General features: G+C 60.8%; 14 protein-coding genes. 11 read left to right on the forward strand and 3 right to left on the reverse strand.

The window, feature by feature from the left end; all coding sequences use genetic code 11:
• Positions 1–47: 47 nt before the first annotated feature.
• Together QMK22_RS15685 and QMK22_RS15690 are read left to right on the forward strand one after the other, a co-directional pair.
• Positions 48–1,988 carry a TRAP transporter permease gene (locus QMK22_RS15685; protein WP_283498589.1) on the forward strand — a complete coding sequence of 647 codons (1,941 nt, stop codon included), beginning with the start codon at positions 48–50 and terminating at the stop codon, positions 1,986–1,988.
• 3 nt (positions 1,989–1,991) lie between these two features.
• Positions 1,992–2,444: a MaoC family dehydratase gene (locus QMK22_RS15690; RefSeq protein WP_283498590.1), complete on the forward strand. Its 453-nt coding sequence runs from the start codon at positions 1,992–1,994 to the stop codon at positions 2,442–2,444.
• Here the strand turns inward: QMK22_RS15690 and QMK22_RS15695 are convergent, their stop codons facing one another.
• Entirely contained in the window at positions 2,445–3,356 is a 912-nt protein-coding gene (locus tag QMK22_RS15695) for an NAD(P)-dependent oxidoreductase (protein WP_283498591.1), read from the reverse strand.
• 217 nt (positions 3,357–3,573) lie between these two features.
• Here QMK22_RS15695 and QMK22_RS15700 point away from each other — a divergent pair, with 217 nt between their 5' ends.
• From QMK22_RS15700 to QMK22_RS15730, 7 genes are all read left to right on the forward strand, one after another.
• The gene (locus QMK22_RS15700; protein ID WP_283498592.1) at positions 3,574–4,878 is read left to right on the forward strand and encodes an MFS transporter; all 1,305 of its coding nucleotides are present in this window, start codon (positions 3,574–3,576) and stop codon (positions 4,876–4,878) included.
• 80 nt (positions 4,879–4,958) lie between these two features.
• Positions 4,959–5,936 (forward strand): aldo/keto reductase, encoded by a 978-nt coding sequence (locus QMK22_RS15705; protein ID WP_283498593.1) that lies wholly within the window; start codon positions 4,959–4,961, stop codon positions 5,934–5,936.
• A 9-nt stretch (positions 5,937–5,945) separates the two neighbouring features.
• On the forward strand, positions 5,946–6,803 hold the full coding sequence (locus QMK22_RS15710) for a sugar phosphate isomerase/epimerase family protein (RefSeq protein ID WP_283498594.1): 858 nt from the start codon (positions 5,946–5,948) through the stop codon (positions 6,801–6,803).
• Entirely contained in the window at positions 6,800–8,545 is a 1,746-nt protein-coding gene (locus tag QMK22_RS15715; RefSeq protein ID WP_283498595.1) for a dihydroxyacetone kinase family protein, read from the forward strand. Before QMK22_RS15710 ends, QMK22_RS15715 begins: the two co-directional genes overlap by 4 nt.
• A 2-nt stretch (positions 8,546–8,547) precedes the next feature.
• Positions 8,548–9,030: a ribose-5-phosphate isomerase gene (locus QMK22_RS15720; RefSeq protein ID WP_502857854.1), complete on the forward strand. Its 483-nt coding sequence runs from the start codon at positions 8,548–8,550 to the stop codon at positions 9,028–9,030.
• A 38-nt stretch (positions 9,031–9,068) separates the two neighbouring features.
• Positions 9,069–9,788: a GntR family transcriptional regulator gene (locus QMK22_RS15725; RefSeq protein ID WP_283498596.1), complete on the forward strand. Its 720-nt coding sequence runs from the start codon at positions 9,069–9,071 to the stop codon at positions 9,786–9,788.
• A gap of 193 nt (positions 9,789–9,981) precedes the next feature.
• A complete protein-coding gene (locus QMK22_RS15730) occupies positions 9,982–10,557 on the forward strand; it encodes an acetate uptake transporter (RefSeq protein WP_283498597.1) in 576 nt (191 codons plus the stop codon).
• A gap of 64 nt (positions 10,558–10,621) precedes the next feature.
• Here the strand turns inward: QMK22_RS15730 and QMK22_RS15735 are convergent, their stop codons facing one another.
• Together QMK22_RS15735 and QMK22_RS15740 are read right to left on the reverse strand one after the other, a co-directional pair.
• The gene (locus QMK22_RS15735) at positions 10,622–11,296 is read right to left on the reverse strand and encodes a TetR/AcrR family transcriptional regulator (RefSeq protein ID WP_283498598.1); all 675 of its coding nucleotides are present in this window, start codon (positions 11,294–11,296) and stop codon (positions 10,622–10,624) included.
• Positions 11,297–11,348: 52 nt separating this feature from the next.
• A complete protein-coding gene (locus QMK22_RS15740; RefSeq protein WP_283498599.1) occupies positions 11,349–12,470 on the reverse strand; it encodes an alcohol dehydrogenase catalytic domain-containing protein in 1,122 nt (373 codons plus the stop codon).
• Positions 12,471–12,643: 173 nt separating this feature from the next.
• Here QMK22_RS15740 and QMK22_RS15745 point away from each other — a divergent pair, with 173 nt between their 5' ends.
• Together QMK22_RS15745 and QMK22_RS15750 are read left to right on the forward strand one after the other, a co-directional pair.
• Positions 12,644–13,495: an alpha/beta fold hydrolase gene (locus QMK22_RS15745; protein ID WP_283498600.1), complete on the forward strand. Its 852-nt coding sequence runs from the start codon at positions 12,644–12,646 to the stop codon at positions 13,493–13,495.
• Positions 13,492–15,063 carry a flavin-containing monooxygenase gene (locus QMK22_RS15750; RefSeq protein WP_283498601.1) on the forward strand — a complete coding sequence of 524 codons (1,572 nt, stop codon included), beginning with the start codon at positions 13,492–13,494 and terminating at the stop codon, positions 15,061–15,063. Before QMK22_RS15745 ends, QMK22_RS15750 begins: the two co-directional genes overlap by 4 nt.
• Positions 15,064–15,083: the final 20 nt, after the last annotated feature.

Genomic DNA, 15,083 nt, shown 5'->3' on the forward strand with positions numbered 1-15,083 from the left:
CGGTTGCGGTGCGACCCGCTCCCAGCCGAACCCGTGAGGATAGAAACTTGAATGATCGATTGAACACGTTCTGGAAATACGTTGTAGCCGGATTTACCGTTGTCGGGGTCCTTGTGGCCATGAACCAGGCGTTCTTCTGGAACCCCTTTGGCTTTTCGCTGCTTCGCAACGGCTATCTCTACTTCATTCTGGCGTGCTTCCTCCCGCTCGTATTTTTGACTTTGCCAGCCCATAAGAAGGCAAAGCAAAAGCGGCCTTCGTGGTACGACGTCACGCTGTTCCTTCTCACAACTGTTGTTTGCGCGTATTTCGGCATCAACGCTGAGAACATCGTGAACCTGGGTTGGGACTTCACAGCACCGCTGGCGGCTCAGGTATCCAGCCTGATTCTGTGGGCCGTCGTGCTCGAGGCCTTGCGCCGAGCGGCCGGGCTGGTCGTAACGATCATCGCCCTGATCTTCTCCATCTATCCGATGTTTGCGGGAAATATTCCCGTCGGGTTCCTGCGGGGAATTCAAAGCGACTTCATGTCGACAGCGCAGCAGCATGCAATGGGCCTGGATAGTATTCTGGGGCTCCCCTTGCAGGCCGCCGGTGGCATCCTGATTGGGTTCTTGCTGTTTGGCGTGGTACTCCAGAAGACCGGGGGGGCGACGTTCTTCTACGACATGGCGCAGTCCCTCTTCGGGCGGGCCCGTGGTGGTTCGGCAAAGGTATCTATGGTCAGCTCCGCTTCCCTTGGAATGCTCAGTGGAAGCGCGCTGTCCAACGTCTTGACGACCGGGCCCCTAACAATTCCTGCCATGAAAAAGGCCGGTTTCAGCGCACGATATGCCGGCGGAGTCGAGGCAACTGCGTCTTCGGGCGGCTCGATCACCCCTCCGATCATGGGCGCCGCAGCGTTCTTAATGGTCTCATTCGTCGGGGTGCCATATGCCCAAATCGCTCTGGCGGCGGCGATCCCGGCATTTCTCTACTTCCTGGGAATCTTTTTGCAGATTGATGGATACTCAGCGAAGAAAGGGCTCAAGGGACTGCCAAAGTCGGAGCTTCCCCGCATCGGTGCTGTACTGGCCGTGGGTTGGCCGTACCTGGGCGCACTGGTTGGGCTAATTCTTCTTCTGGTCGTACAGAAGAATGAATCCCAAGCTCCGTATTGGGTGATTGCTTTCCTTTTGCTCGTCAGTGCTCTGAAGAAGACAGATCGTCTCACTCCGCGCAGATTCTTCGAACTGTTGGTGAGCGGCGGACAGACTCTTGCTGAGATCTTTGGCATCATTGCTGGCGTTGGCCTGATCATTGGCGGGCTGTCGATGACTGGCGTTTCTCTTTCGTTGGCCGGAGAATTGGTCGCCCTTGTTGGGGATAATGTGCTTCTCATCCTGATTGCGGGTGCGGTCACTTCATTCGTGCTGGGAATGGGCATGACGATCTCGGCAGTGTACGTTTTCCTGGCGATTGTGATGGCCCCGGCTTTGACCGCACTGGGAGTCAACGTAATTGCCGCCCACCTGTTCGTCATTTACTGGGCCTCCGTGTCCTACATCACGCCGCCGGTTGCGCTGGCGTCCTTTGCCGCAGCGAGCATTGCCAAGGCGCCACCAATGGCGACCAGCTTGAGCGCAATGAAACTGGGCGCCGTCAAGTACATCATTCCGTTCTGCTTCGCCCTCAATCCGGCGCTCGTCGCCCAAGCGCCGCTGCCCCAGGTTCTGCTTGCCTTGGTTGGAAGCGTCATCGGTGTATACATCCTCGCGTGCTCCTTTGAAGGCTGGTTGATTGGGTTTGAGAAACGGATGCCCATAATCGCCCGCCTGGTCGGCGGTGCAGCCGGTGTGTTGGTCATGCTGCCGGGCACCACCAGTACCGCCTCCGGAGCGGGCCTGCTCGTCGTGAGCATCGCGCTGTGCTACCTGATCAAAACCCCCGTGGTCATGCCTGCGTTGAGTGGAGACCTCACCAAAGCCCCGTCGAGGGTTCGCTCCTGAGTCATGCGTGAGATTCAGGGATTAGGCGAGTTGAGCACCCTCGTCGACACCGAGCTCGGGGTTAGCGACTGGCATCGGGTGGAGCAGCATCAGGTGCAGGGCTTTGCGGACGCTACGGGGGACCAGCAGTGGATTCACGTCGATCCCGTTCGGGCAGCGGCGGGCCCGTTTGGCGGCCCGGTTGCCCACGGCTACCTCACTCTGTCGATGATTCCGTTCTTTGCCGGGCAGGTCTACCGGGTCGTCGGCGTGAAAATGGTCGTCAACTATGGCCTGAACAAGGTGCGCTTTCCCAGCCCGGTTCCCGTGGACTCCCGGGTGCGCAACCGGCTAACTCTCCTCGCGGTAACCCCGACCGCGCGGGGGAGCCAGGTGATCATCCGGCATCGGATCGAAGTTGAGGATTCGCCGCGTCCGGCCTGTATCGCCGAGACGGTAACGCTCCTGATCGAATAGTCAGCCGACGGCGATCACCTCGGGACCGGTGGTTCGAGTCAAAGAAGAAACCGTGAATCCATACGTCTGGATGACGGCGGAGTCGTCACTGCGACCGAGTCCCGCCAACTGCGCCTGGGTAAACCGCGCAGCAGCCGCATCCAAGATCGGCGTGGCGGCTCCGCTGATGGCTGCGGCATCCTGCACTAAAGTCGAATCCTTGACAAAAATGTCAATGGCAGACAGGACTGACGGGTTGTTTTGCAGCATTCGTGGGCCGCGATCATTCAGCATGAAGGACGACGCAGCGCCGGAACCGATGATGTCCAGCACGGCCTGGGGATCAAGCCCGAGTGAGTCGGCCAGCGTGAGCGCTTCGCCGGCCACCGCCAGGTGCACAGAGCATAGGAGCTGGTTGACCAGCTTGACCGCCTGCCCATCGCCCACCCGGTCGCCGCATTGCGCCAGCGTTGTACCGAGCAAGCTCAGTACGGGTTTCATCGCTGCGACGAGTGCTGAGTCTCCGCCGATGAGTAATGTCAGTTCCCCCGTGTCGGCTCGAACAACGCCGCCCGTTACCGGTGCATCCAGCACGAGAATGCCGAGCTGGTCTAGCTTTTCGGCGGCCCGCACAACGGAGTCGATGCCGACGGAGCTCATAATGATGACCGTGCTGCCGGCCACTGCGCCTTCTGCGACGCCGCCCGCCCCGAATAGGGCGCTGTTCAACTGTGCAGGAGTCGCGACCATGACGATGGTGGCATCCGCACCCTGCGCGGCTTCCGCAGCGCTAGACGCTGCGGTCGCGCCCTTGGCGGCCAGCAATGCCACCTGCGAAGCTGTGACATCATAGACGGTCACATCGTGATGTGCCAGGAGACGTTCGGCCATTGGCATTCCAATGGCTCCGACGCCGACAAATCCAACCTTCATTTCAAGCCTCCAAGAGAATCGGCCTACAGGGCCTCTGTCGATGGAGCCAAGAACGGCCTGGCCCCTTTGCTGCACAACTACAGAGTAGAAACATGAATGTATATTTGTCAACATTTATGCACGCTCTGCTAAGAAAATGTTGACAAATAAATGTCGTCTGTGGTTCTATTCGACTAGACGGTCGTACCGCCGTCGTCGAATGTTCAAGGAGGAACACGTGACCGCACCTGCGCAACTCGAAATGCCTTTGAAACGGGACAACCCCGCGAAGGTTTCTTTCGCCTCGATGATCGGAACCGCCGTCGAGGCCTACGACTTCTTTATTTACGGCACCGCTGCTGCGGCATACTTCGGAACCACGTTCTTCCACACTGACAACGCGTTCATTGGTGTTTTGGCGTCGTTTGCTACTCTGGCGGTCGGTTTCCTGTTCCGGCCGCTGGGCGGCTACCTCGCGGGGCACTACGGCGATCGGCTCGGTCGCCGAACGGTGCTCATTTCGTCGCTGTTGGTGATGGGAATTGCAACGTTCCTGATCGGCTTCCTGCCGACGTACGCCATGGTGGGCGCTCTCGCTCCCGCGCTCCTGATCCTGCTGCGAGCAATCCAAGGTATTGGCTTCGGCGCCGAATGGGGTGGGGCCGTGCTCATGGCGGTCGAACACGCCCCGGAAAAGCGGCGCGGTTTCTTCGGTGCCGTGCCGCAAATCGGCATTCCGGTCGGCCTCGTTCTCGCCAACGTCACCTTCTTGCTCTCCGCATATTTCTTCGAGGGCGACTGGATTTGGCGGGTGCCGTTCCTGCTGGCCATTGTCATGGTCGCGATCGGCATGTGGATTCGACTGGGTGTCTCTGAATCGCCGGCGTTCGACGCGATGAAGGCGGCCGGAGAGATCCACCGGCATCCTGTCCTCAAAGTGCTCAAGAATGACTGGCGCAGCGTGGTGCGGATCATCGCGCTCCGGATGGCTGAGACGGGTGGCTACTACATCACGACAAGCTTCGTGCTTTCTTATGTCGTGCTGTCGGGGATCACCGATAAACAGAACGTTCTCTACGGCACTATCGGCGGATCGATCCTGGGGGTGTTCACTCTGATGGCGTTCGGTGCTTTGTCCGACCGGATAGGCCGCAAGAAGGTATTCCTGATCGGTGCCATCTTTACCATCCTGTTTGCCTTCCCCATGTTCCTCATGATTAATACCGGTGCCGTGATCATGATCATGGTCGCTGTCGTTCTTAGCCTGACCTTGAGCCACGACCCCATCTTCGCCGTCGAATCGAGCTGGTTTTCTGAGCTTTTTCCCCGAGACGTTCGCTCGTCGGGTATCTCGATCGGCTACAACGGCGCATCCGCAGTGGCCGGCGTGCTGCCTTTCATCGCCGTAGCGCTCTACGGATGGGTCGGCTGGACCGGCCCCGCGATTCTTCTCGCACTGCTCGGGGTTATCTCGACCGTCGCCGCAATATACGTTCGCGAAACTGCGCCAATCGTTGCGGAGCGTGCGCGGCTCCGCTCGTAAAACTGGGTGGGTGGTCGCGGCTGCCGCGGCCGCCACCCACACCGCCAACCTCACACCTGCAACACGAATCTAGGAGAACCATGAAGTACAACAGAATCGGCACCAGCGGCCTGGAAGTATCGGCCGTCACCCTGGGCTGCATGAGCTACGGAACACCGGGCCGCGGAGCACACGGTTGGACCTTGCCCGAAGATGAAAGTCGACCGTTCATCAGCCGGGCCCTCGAGCTCGGTATCACCTCCTTCGATACTGCAAACATCTACTCGCTGGGCAACAGCGAGGAAATCCTCGGCCGCGCCCTTCGCGACTTCGCTCGCCGTGAAGAGGTTGTCATCGCCACAAAGGTACACGGGCGGATGCGGCCGGGCCCAAACGGTGGCGGACTCTCCCGGGGACACATCATGGAGCAGGTCGATGCCAGTCTGCGTCGCCTGGACACCGACTATATCGATCTGTATCAAATTCACCGTTGGGACCCGACGGTGCAGATCGAAGAGACCCTTGAGGCTTTGCACGACCTCGTCAAAATGGGCAAGGTTCGCTATCTGGGAGCATCGTCGATGTACGGCTGGCAGTTCGCGAAAGCGCAGTTCACGGCCCGGCAGCACGGTTGGACCGAGTTCGTTTCGATGCAGGCGCAGTACAACCTGCTGACCCGGGAAGACGAGCGGGAGCTCTATCCGTTCTGCCTCGACCAGGGCGTGGGCGCCCTGCCGTGGAGCCCCCTCGCTCGCGGCAAACTGACGCGCTCCTGGGATGCCGCCTCGGATCGATTTGCCAACGACCCCCTGGCTCCCACCCTGTATCTGCAGAATGAAGAGAACGACCGCAAAATCGTCGAGACGGTCGCCGCAATCGCGCTCGACCGGGGCGTTAACCAGGCACAGGTCGCGCTGGCCTGGGTCATGCGCCAGCCCGTCGTCGCCTCTCCCCTCATTGGCGCAACGAAGCTCAAGCATCTCGATGATGCCGTGGGCGCCGTCGACCTGACTCTGTCCGATGACGAAGCGGCTCGGCTCGCCGCGCACTACCTGCCGCACGCCGTTGAGGGATTCTAGGACCCATCGATGACCATTGACAGCCGGGTGACCTGCAGCACCATCACCCTTCGCCATCTTCCGCTTCGCGGAGCCCTTCAGGCGATCACATCGGCGGGCTTTGCCGAGATTGATCTCGGGGCCCTTCCGGGGGTGTGCGATCATGTGCCATACGTTCTCGACGAGAAGGCCGTCGCGGAGGTCGCGCGTACGGTCATCGACTCGGGATTGCGCGTGCGCTCGATCAATGCCGACGTCGGTGACCTCAACGCATTGCTCGATGAATCCGACGCCGCTGCGCGGGCGCACCACGTAGATCGGTTGCTCGATCTGTGCGTTGCCGTTGGCGCCACGGCGTTGGTGTTGCCCAATGGTCGGCAGTCGCCGGAGCCACTGGGCAGCCTCAACGAGGACCTCGATACGGTTGCTGGCGAGCTGCGCCGCATCGACGAGAGAGGGAGCGATCGCGGGATTCAGCTCTGGGTCGAGGCACCCCACTGGTTCCGCCTGGCTTTCGATTTGGAGCGCACGGCGGCGCTCCTCTCGCGGTTACCGGAGCGTATCGGCGTCGTCTGCGACGTGAGCCACATCACGGCCAGCGGGTCGACTCCGAGGGAATTCCTGAATCGCTTTGGCGGGCGAACGCGTCACGTTCACATCCGGGATGCTGAACCCGGCTACATCCATCACTCGATCGGGCGCGGCGTCGTCAACTTCGTCGATTTAGTCGCCGCACTCGCCGAGCTCGGCTACGAGGGTGTCCTGGCCCTGGAGCTTGAAACACGAGACACGGCCGACGCCGATCGTGCCGGGGAGGCCCTTCGCGCCGGTGAGTACCTCTCTGCTCTGCTCGCTGACGCATCAACTAGCCACGGAGGTCACTCATGACCCGAATTTTCAACAATCCCACCGATTTTCCTCAGGAACTTATCGAGGGATTCGTCGCTGCTTATCCCGAGCTTGTGATGGCGGTTCCCGGTGGGGTCGTGCGCGCAACGGAGCATGACGACGTTGCTGTCATCGTCGGCGGCGGCACGGGTCACTACCCGATGTTCTGCGGGCTGGTCGGCGGCGGCCTCGCTCATGGTGCGGCCATGGGAAATCTCTTCTCATCCCCGTCTGCGCAGCAGGCCTATTCGGTTGCGCGAGCCGCGGAACGCGGGCACGGAGTGATCTTCACTTTCGGAAATTACGCCGGCGATGTGATGCACTTCGGTGAGGCGGTCGACCGGCTTCGACGGGATGGCATAGCCGCCGACGTTGTCCTGGTCACCGACGACATTGCCAGCGCGTCGCCCGAGGAGAAGCACAAACGACGTGGGATAGCCGGTAATCTAACCGTCTTCAAAATCCTGGGAGCCGCCGCCGAGGCTGGCTATGACTTTGCCGACACCATCCGCGTCGGCCAGCACGCCAACGATCGAACGCGAAGCTTCGGCGTTGCGTTCGCGGGCTGCACGCTGCCGGGAGCTACCGCGCCGCTGTTCACAGTGCCCGACGGGATGATGTCCCTGGGGCTGGGCATCCACGGCGAACCGGGAATTAGTGACGTGCCCATACCCAGCGCGGCTGGACTCGCAGAGTTGCTCGTGGAGCGGACTCTCGCTGAGCGTCCCAACGGGGCTGACGGTCGAGTTGCCGTGCTCCTGAACGGCCTGGGTACGGTTAAATACGAAGAGCTGTTCGTCGTTTACCGCACCGTGGCTCAGCTGCTCGCGGATGCCGGACTCCAGATTGTCGCCCCGGACATCGGTGAGCTGTGCACGAGCCTGGATATGGCGGGCGTCTCGCTCACGCTCTTCTGGCTTGACGACGAACTCGAACGCCTGTGGGCGGCCCCCGCCACGACGCCCGCCTACCTCAAGGGACGTGCGTCACAGGCCCGCGTTCTCACGACGCTCGAGCGCGATCGAGTGCAAGAGCGCGTCGTAGCAGACGAAGTTGACGCGACATTCGGCACACCCGAATCGCGTCGTGGAGCCCAGAAGGTGCTGTTGGGGCTCGACGCTCTCACGAACACCGTCATTGACGCCGCCGATGAACTCGGCAGAATCGATGCCGTCGCGGGGGACGGGGACCACGGAATTGGCATGGAACGAGGCTCGCGCGCGGCCCTCGACGCGGCAGAGAAAGCGGCGTTGCAATCCTCCGGTGCCGGCACGGTGTTGCGCCTGGCCGGAGAGCGCTGGGCTGACATCGCGGGAGGTACCTCCGGCGCTCTCTGGGGAGCGGGGCTGCAAGCAATCGGTGATCGTCTCGGCGACGAGAGCAGCATCACCGCCGCCCAACTCGTTCTCGGCATCGGCGACGCTCGCACAGCCCTCACTCGGCTCGGCGGGGCACAGCTGGGCGACAAGACCATGATGGACGTGCTCATTCCCTACGCCGAGGAATTGGAGCGGCTGCGCTCGAGCGAGGCGCTAACTCCCGAGGGGTGGCTCGCGGCGGCTGAACTCTCTCGCGACGCAGCCGCCCGAACTCGGAACCTGGTGCCCAAAATAGGCCGGGCCCGTCCGCTCGCTGAGCGGAGTGTCGGCACGCCGGATGCCGGGGCCACCTCGATCGCCATGATAATTTCCGCAGTCACGCAACGACTCACCACACCCTCAGACGCCAGCACCAAGGAGTAAAAATGACGATCCTAAGCCCGCTGCGCATTATCATCGGCTGTGACGACGCCGGTTTTCAGTACAAAGAGATTCTCAAAGCCGACCTTGAAGCTAACCCCCTAGTCGAGATCGTCATCGATGTTGGCGTGGATGCCAGCGGTCACACGGCGTATCCAGTCATCGCGGTTGCCGCCGGAGACGCGGTGGCGGCCGGTTACGCCGACCGGGCGCTCTTGATCTGCGGAACCGGACTCGGAGTCGCAATCGCGGCCAACAAGGTTAAGGGGGTGCGAGCCGTGACCGCGCACGACTCCTTCTCGGTCGAGCGTGCCGTGTTGTCGAACGACGCGCAGGTCTTGTGCCTGGGGCAACGGGTCGTCGGTATTGAGCTGGCGCGCCGCTTGGTACGCGAATGGTTGTCATATCGCTTCGATAGCGCATCGGCTTCCGCAGAGAAGGTTGCGTTGATAACCGCACACGAGCATGACCGCGGCGTTCTAGCATAGAAATGTCAACATCTATCAGTTAGACCTTTGGAGACTCAATGGCCAGGGACATCGCCCCGTTCGATAAGCGCACGCTGCGCCAGCGGTGCACGACGCACGTACGCGACCTCATCATCATGGGCGGAATGCGGCCGGGCGAGCACCTCATCGAGACCCGCCTCGCCGTAGACCTCGGTGTAAGTCGAGGAACCCTAAGGGAAGCCCTAAGGCCGCTGGAGATCGAGGGCCTACTGGTGGACGATGGCCGCGGACACATGCTCGTTCGCGACATGACTGCGGCGGAAATTCGGGAAGTTTTTGAGGTGCGGGGTGCGCTGGAGACGCTCGCGGCCACTTTGCTTGCCGCTCGCAGTGACCGTGGCGACACGTCGGATCAGCTCCGGGCCGTACTTGAGCCGCTGCGGGACGAGACACTCGACTTCGCGACCCAAATCGAAGCCGACCTCCGTTTTCACGAGGTCTTGTGCCAGTTGACCGGGAACAATACTTTGCGTCGTGCGTGGCAGCAACTCATCGGTCAGATCGAAATGATGATTGTCGCAGCAGGGCCTCTTGTCGCTGCCAATCGAATGCGTTATGCGGAGCACGTGGTCATTGCCGATGCGATCGCCAGTGGGGACCTGGCGTCGGTGCGGCAGGTTGTTGGGGCGCACATGGACGAATTTGCCACGAAGTACCTGATGGACAAAGAGCTGACGCCGGAACCGCCGCTCGCGCCTGCCAGAGCACACCGAGCCAGCGACTTTGACAGAACATAAGACCTGATCAGAGCAGGTTACGGTGGTCATGTATTGACAAGGCATGCGGGTTTGGCGGCCTTTGCTGCAGGGGTGTAGCTTGAATGCGGCGTCAGCGTTGGCGCCAGGGGAGAACTAAAGGGGTTCACTGATGACCAATGAAAAAACCTTCCGATCTCAAGCGGCTCAAACCGATCCTGTAGCGACAACCGCCGTGAGCGGTCCCGCATCATTCGCCGATCCGGCCGGGCTGGGTCTCGCCGCATTCGCCCTGACAACGTTCGTGCTCAGTTGCGTCAATGCGGGCCTGCTACCCGCAACCGTTGAGCCGGTGGTCTTCAGTCTGGCTCTCTTCTACGGTGGAATCGCGCAGTTCGCTGCCGGCATGTGGGAATTCGCGAAGGGCAACACCTTTGGTGCGACAGCCTTCACCTCGTTCGGTGCCTTCTGGATGTCGTTCTGGTTTCTAACGACATCAACCGATTTGTCAGCCGCTGGCGCCGACGCTGGAAAAGGCGTGGGGGTTTGGCTCTTCGCCTGGGGCATCTTCACCCTTTATATGACCGTCGCGGCACGCAAAACCAACAAATCAGTCTTCTTTGTTTTCGTCGCGCTGACCGTCACGTTCCTGTTTCTATCGATCGGTGCGTATGCCGGCACGGTCGTGATGACCAGGATTGGCGGTTGGGTGGGCCTGCTCACGGCCTTCCTCGCGTGGTACGCCTCGTTCGCCGTCGTGGCCAACTCCACCTTCAAGCGCACTGTGCTTCCGGTGGGCCCTGCCGTTTAACGGTATACCTGGCATCCGCTGGAGCGGACCGGATGGAACGGGTTCGCGCCAGCCAGTACTTAAGTCAGGAGCGTCGATCCAAGACGAGCGGAACTAGCTGTGCCGATAGGCGACTTGCGACTCTCGACGATAACGTCTCCGGTGTAAAATTGCGCACCGAGGTTCGGAAGATCTCGTGGATGTAGATGCTGTTGCAGTTCTGGGCAACCGTTCGCGCATCAACATCGGGCATGAGGACCTTGAGTTCTTGACCGCGACGCAGGATGGACTCCGTCAGCCCAATAATGCGGTCGCCCTGGATGATGCTCTCGGCACCCAGCTGGCTTCCGGCTTTGAAGCCATATTCGAGGTAGCTGGTGACGGTCTCTGGATCGGTCACGTAGAATTCTGCACGCGCCTCATAGATCCTCTTGACACGCCCGATGTGTCCCGCGCCCGTCTGGTCTCCGGGCGCGCTGACCGCGTCGCTGGCCATGATCCTATCGATCAGGCTGTCCACTTGGTGGCCTAGCACCAGGAGTAAGAGCTCGCGCTTGTTGGAGATATAGCGGAACAGCGTTGCTTCTCCGACGCCAGCCAGCTCCGCGACTTCCTTGGTGGTGATGTCGTCAAAGCTCTTTTCCCGCAGTAGCCGTTCCGCCGCACTGCGAATGTCGGCAAAGCGTTGCAAACGTGTCCTGTCCCGAAGGCCCAGTCGATTACCCGGCTGGGGTTCCCGGTATCCGAGCTGAGATTTCATAACAACGGGCTCCTCAATCGGGCCGCAAGGCCTGATTTATTCCTTGGTTGATTCAATTGAACACTACGACCTGTCGGATGGCTTTGCCGTCGGCGAGCTCATCCAGTGCGAGGTTGATCTCGTCCAGTTCGATGACCGACGAGATGAGTTCCTCTAGGGGAAGCCGTCCCTCGCGCCACATCTTAACGTAGATGGGAATGTCTCGGCTGGGGACGGCCGAACCTAGATACGACCCGATGATCGTTCGGGCCTCGGCGGTGATACTCAGTGGCTCTATGGCGGCTGTGGCCCCGGGAGCTGGCAGCCCTACTGTCACGGTGGTTCCGCCTGCCGCTGTGGCGGAAACAGCGGTTTCAAAGGCTCGTGGATGGCCCGCTGCCTCGATGACGATTGAGGCCTTGATGCCGAGGGCTACGACCTCATCGGGGGAGTATGTCGCGGAAGAGCCTAAATCCATAGCGCGGCGTAGCTTGTCGGGATTGGAATCCACGCCGATGACGGTTCCGGTCTCGCTCCATGCCGAGGTGACAGATAATGCCGTCAGGAGTGCGGCCATGCCTACTCCGCCAAGACCAACGATCATGATGGTGTCGCCTTCTTGTGGTTTTGCGGCGTTGATCACGGCACCGCCTCCAGTAAGGACCGCGCATCCTAGAACGGCGGCGACCTGCGGAGGAATGTCGGAGTCCACGGGGACAATTGATTTGCGGTTCACTACGGCGTGTGTGGCGAAGGCTGAGACGCCCAAATGGTGATTAACGCTTTCGCCGTCGCGGTGTAGACGCAGTTCATTACCCAGCAGCACGCCGGCAGCATTGGCCTCACTGCCGACGACGCAGGGGAGTTTTCCACCGGTCGCGCAGTTTCCGCACGATCCGCACCGCGGCAAGAACACCGTCACCACGCGCTGTCCGAGTTCGACGTCGTCCACGTTAGAACCGACGGCGACGACGACGCCTGCGGCCTCGTGGCCCAACAGCATGGGGACGGGGCGAGGGCGGTTGCCGTTGACGACCGACAAATCCGAATGGCACAGTCCCGCAGCCTCAATCCGCACGAGTACTTCGTCGGGGCCGGGATCATCCAATTCGAGTTCCACAACCGACAGCGGTTGGGAATCGACGTACGGACGCAGGCGACCTATTTCTGTGAGAACTGCACCTTTGATTTTCATTGCCATCCCATCCTTGCCCGTTGTGTTGAGACCATCACTGTGATTATATGAGAGTGTAATCCGTACGGAGTGGACTATCAAGATGCTGGCAAGTAGCTTCGAACCCTCCGTTTGGGGCCGATGCCACACGGGTCACTCGCTGACCATTCACCGCTGAACTGAGAGGCAAAGAGTTGAAGATTCATCCAGATGCTGTTGAGGGCCAAGTCCGTGTCGAGGATTCTGACGTTACCTACTACGACACCGGCACGCCGGGAGATGGCCGGACACCGGTCGTTCTGATCCACGGAACCGGGGGGTCAGCAACATCTCACTTTCGAATCCTGTATCCGATGCTCGCGGCGCGTCACCGCGTTCTAGCGATTAACTTCTCCCATCTAGAAAACCTGACTCGGGAGCTCAGGATCGAGGACCTCGCGGCACAGGTCATCGCCGTCCTCGAAGATCGTGCCGCTGACACCGGAGCTCACCTCGTCGGCTATTCCTTGGGCGCGGCCGTCTCGGCCACGATCGCCGCGGACCGCCCGGAGCTGGTCAATACCTTGACGCTTATCGCCGGATGGGCCAAGACCGACCAGCAGCAGGCACTGCGGAACTCGATCTGGCACCGGCTCTTCCACGGTGATCGCGACGCCCTCCGCGAATTTACGACCTTCGAGGCCTATGGCCATCCGTTTCTGGGTTCCCTCTCCGAAACCGAAGTCGCGGCCTTGGTCGCGGCACGCAGCTTCCCGCCCGGCATTGAAGAGCAGATGAAGCTCAACCGAAACATTAACATTCTCGACAAGATTGGCGGTATCTGCGCTCCGACGTTGATCGTCGGCTGCACCTACGACCACATGGTTCCGATCAAGCACAGCAGGCTGCTTTTTGGAGCGATACCCGATGCCCGGCTCGCCGAAGTTCCCAGCGGTCACGCAGCGCCGATGGAGCGTCCCGCACAGCTTTTCCAACTCATTGACGGCTTCGTGGTTTCCCCGCAAGCCGTGCGGCCAGGCACAACGTTGGCCAGTATCTCCGTTTGAAACCGAATATTTCACGTAGCACGAAGGAACACGTAGCGAATATGAATACTCAAAACAATTCTGAGCAAGACGTTCACGAGGCCGTCGATGTCATCATCGTCGGTGCGGGATTTGGTGGCTTGGGCATGGGCACGCGTCTGGCCCGCGAAGGCGAAAAGTCCTTCGTCATCCTGGAACGCGCGACTGAGGTTGGCGGAACATGGCGGGACAACGACTACCCCGGAGCGGCTTGCGACGTCCCTTCCCACCTGTACTCGTACTCCTTCCGCCTCAATCCGGAATGGTCGCGCACTTTTGCCCCGCAGGCCGAGATTCTCGGCTATCTCAGCGACGTCGCCCGCGAGGAAGGATTGCTGCCGCACATCCACTTCGGTGCCGAACTGATTGAAGCTCGCTGGGACGTGGAGCTGACTCGCTGGGTGGTCCTCACGCCCAAAGGCGTATTCACGGCCACCAACTTAGTCACCGCCGTCGGGCATTTGTCCGAGCCGAAGCTGCCGCAGATACCGGGCATGGAGACCTTTACCGGTGACATGTTTCACTCCGCTCAGTGGAATCGAGATGTCGACCTCGCGGGTAAGCGCGTCGGCGTGGTCGGTTCGGGCGCCACGGCAATTCAGGTGGTCCCGGAGGTCGCCAAGGAGGCGTCCGAGCTGGTGGTGTTTCAGCGGTCAGCGCCCTACGTCACCCCCCGTCCCGACCGCGCCTATACGGATGCCGAGAAGGGCATGTACCGACGGCTTCCCGAAACCATGGAGGAGGTGCGTTCCGAGATGTTTTGGGCGAATGAGGACCGCTACGCGCAGCGCCGCGGCACGCCGAGCCTGGTGAATCCTGCCGCCAAGGTGGCCATCGACCACTTACACAAACAGATTCAGGACCCTGCGTTGGTGGCCAAGCTGACACCGGACTACACCTTCGGCTGCAAGCGCGTTCTGAAGTCGAACGACTACTATCCAACCTTCAACGCGGATCATGTGACCCTGGACGTGGGCGGTGTGGAGAGCATCGCCAACGGCATCGTTCGGTCGCATGGCGGCGAATCGCACGAACTCGACGTGCTGATCTTCTGCACCGGATTCGAGGCGACGGACCTCCCCATTGCTTATCGTGTCTTTGGAAATAGCGGCCGCTCCCTGAGCGAGCAGTGGGCCAACGGCATGCAGGCCTTCGCGACCATGGCGGTAACAGGCTTCCCGAACATGTGGATCTTGAACGGACCTAATACGGGTCTCGGACATAATTCCGCCGTCTACATCGCTGAATCTCAGATTGAGTACATTGATGCTGCCCTGAAATACATGGATACGAATCAGCTTGCCGTTCTCGAGATTGACGGAGCTGCCGAAGAGAAGTTCATGGATCGTGTCGAGCGGCTGGCGGAGGGTACCGTTTGGCTGGAGGGTGGCTGCAAGAGCTGGTACGTCGATGCCCGGAATGGGCGGCTGACCACTCTGTGGCCCGACCCGGCGTACAGCTTCCGACAGGAGAACGGCGTCTTCGATCCCGCACCCTTCGAATTGGCACGTCGGCACACCGACGCGGCCGCCCTGTCAGAAGTTCGCTAGTCAAACCAGGAGGCGCACCG

The sequence above is a fragment of the Cryobacterium sp. PH29-G1 genome (assembly GCF_030063365.1).
GTDB lineage: Bacteria > Actinomycetota > Actinomycetes > Actinomycetales > Microbacteriaceae > Cryobacterium.

What these genes read in the sequence shown, in the direction of transcription:
- QMK22_RS15735 (WP_283498598.1), bottom strand. Translation starts at nt 11,296, where the DNA reads ATGAAATCTCAGCTCGGATACCGGGAACCCCAGCCGGGTAATCGACTG.
- QMK22_RS15710 (WP_283498594.1), top strand. Translation starts at nt 5,946, where the DNA reads ATGACCATTGACAGCCGGGTGACCTGCAGCACCATCACCCTTCGCCAT.
- QMK22_RS15725 (WP_283498596.1), top strand. Translation starts at nt 9,069, where the DNA reads ATGGCCAGGGACATCGCCCCGTTCGATAAGCGCACGCTGCGCCAGCGG.
- QMK22_RS15720 (WP_502857854.1), top strand. Translation starts at nt 8,548, where the DNA reads ATGACGATCCTAAGCCCGCTGCGCATTATCATCGGCTGTGACGACGCC.
- QMK22_RS15715 (WP_283498595.1), top strand. Translation starts at nt 6,800, where the DNA reads ATGACCCGAATTTTCAACAATCCCACCGATTTTCCTCAGGAACTTATC.
- QMK22_RS15690 (WP_283498590.1), top strand. Translation starts at nt 1,992, where the DNA reads ATGCGTGAGATTCAGGGATTAGGCGAGTTGAGCACCCTCGTCGACACC.
- QMK22_RS15695 (WP_283498591.1), bottom strand. Translation starts at nt 3,356, where the DNA reads ATGAAGGTTGGATTTGTCGGCGTCGGAGCCATTGGAATGCCAATGGCC.
- QMK22_RS15705 (WP_283498593.1), top strand. Translation starts at nt 4,959, where the DNA reads ATGAAGTACAACAGAATCGGCACCAGCGGCCTGGAAGTATCGGCCGTC.
- QMK22_RS15740 (WP_283498599.1), bottom strand. Translation starts at nt 12,470, where the DNA reads ATGAAAATCAAAGGTGCAGTTCTCACAGAAATAGGTCGCCTGCGTCCG.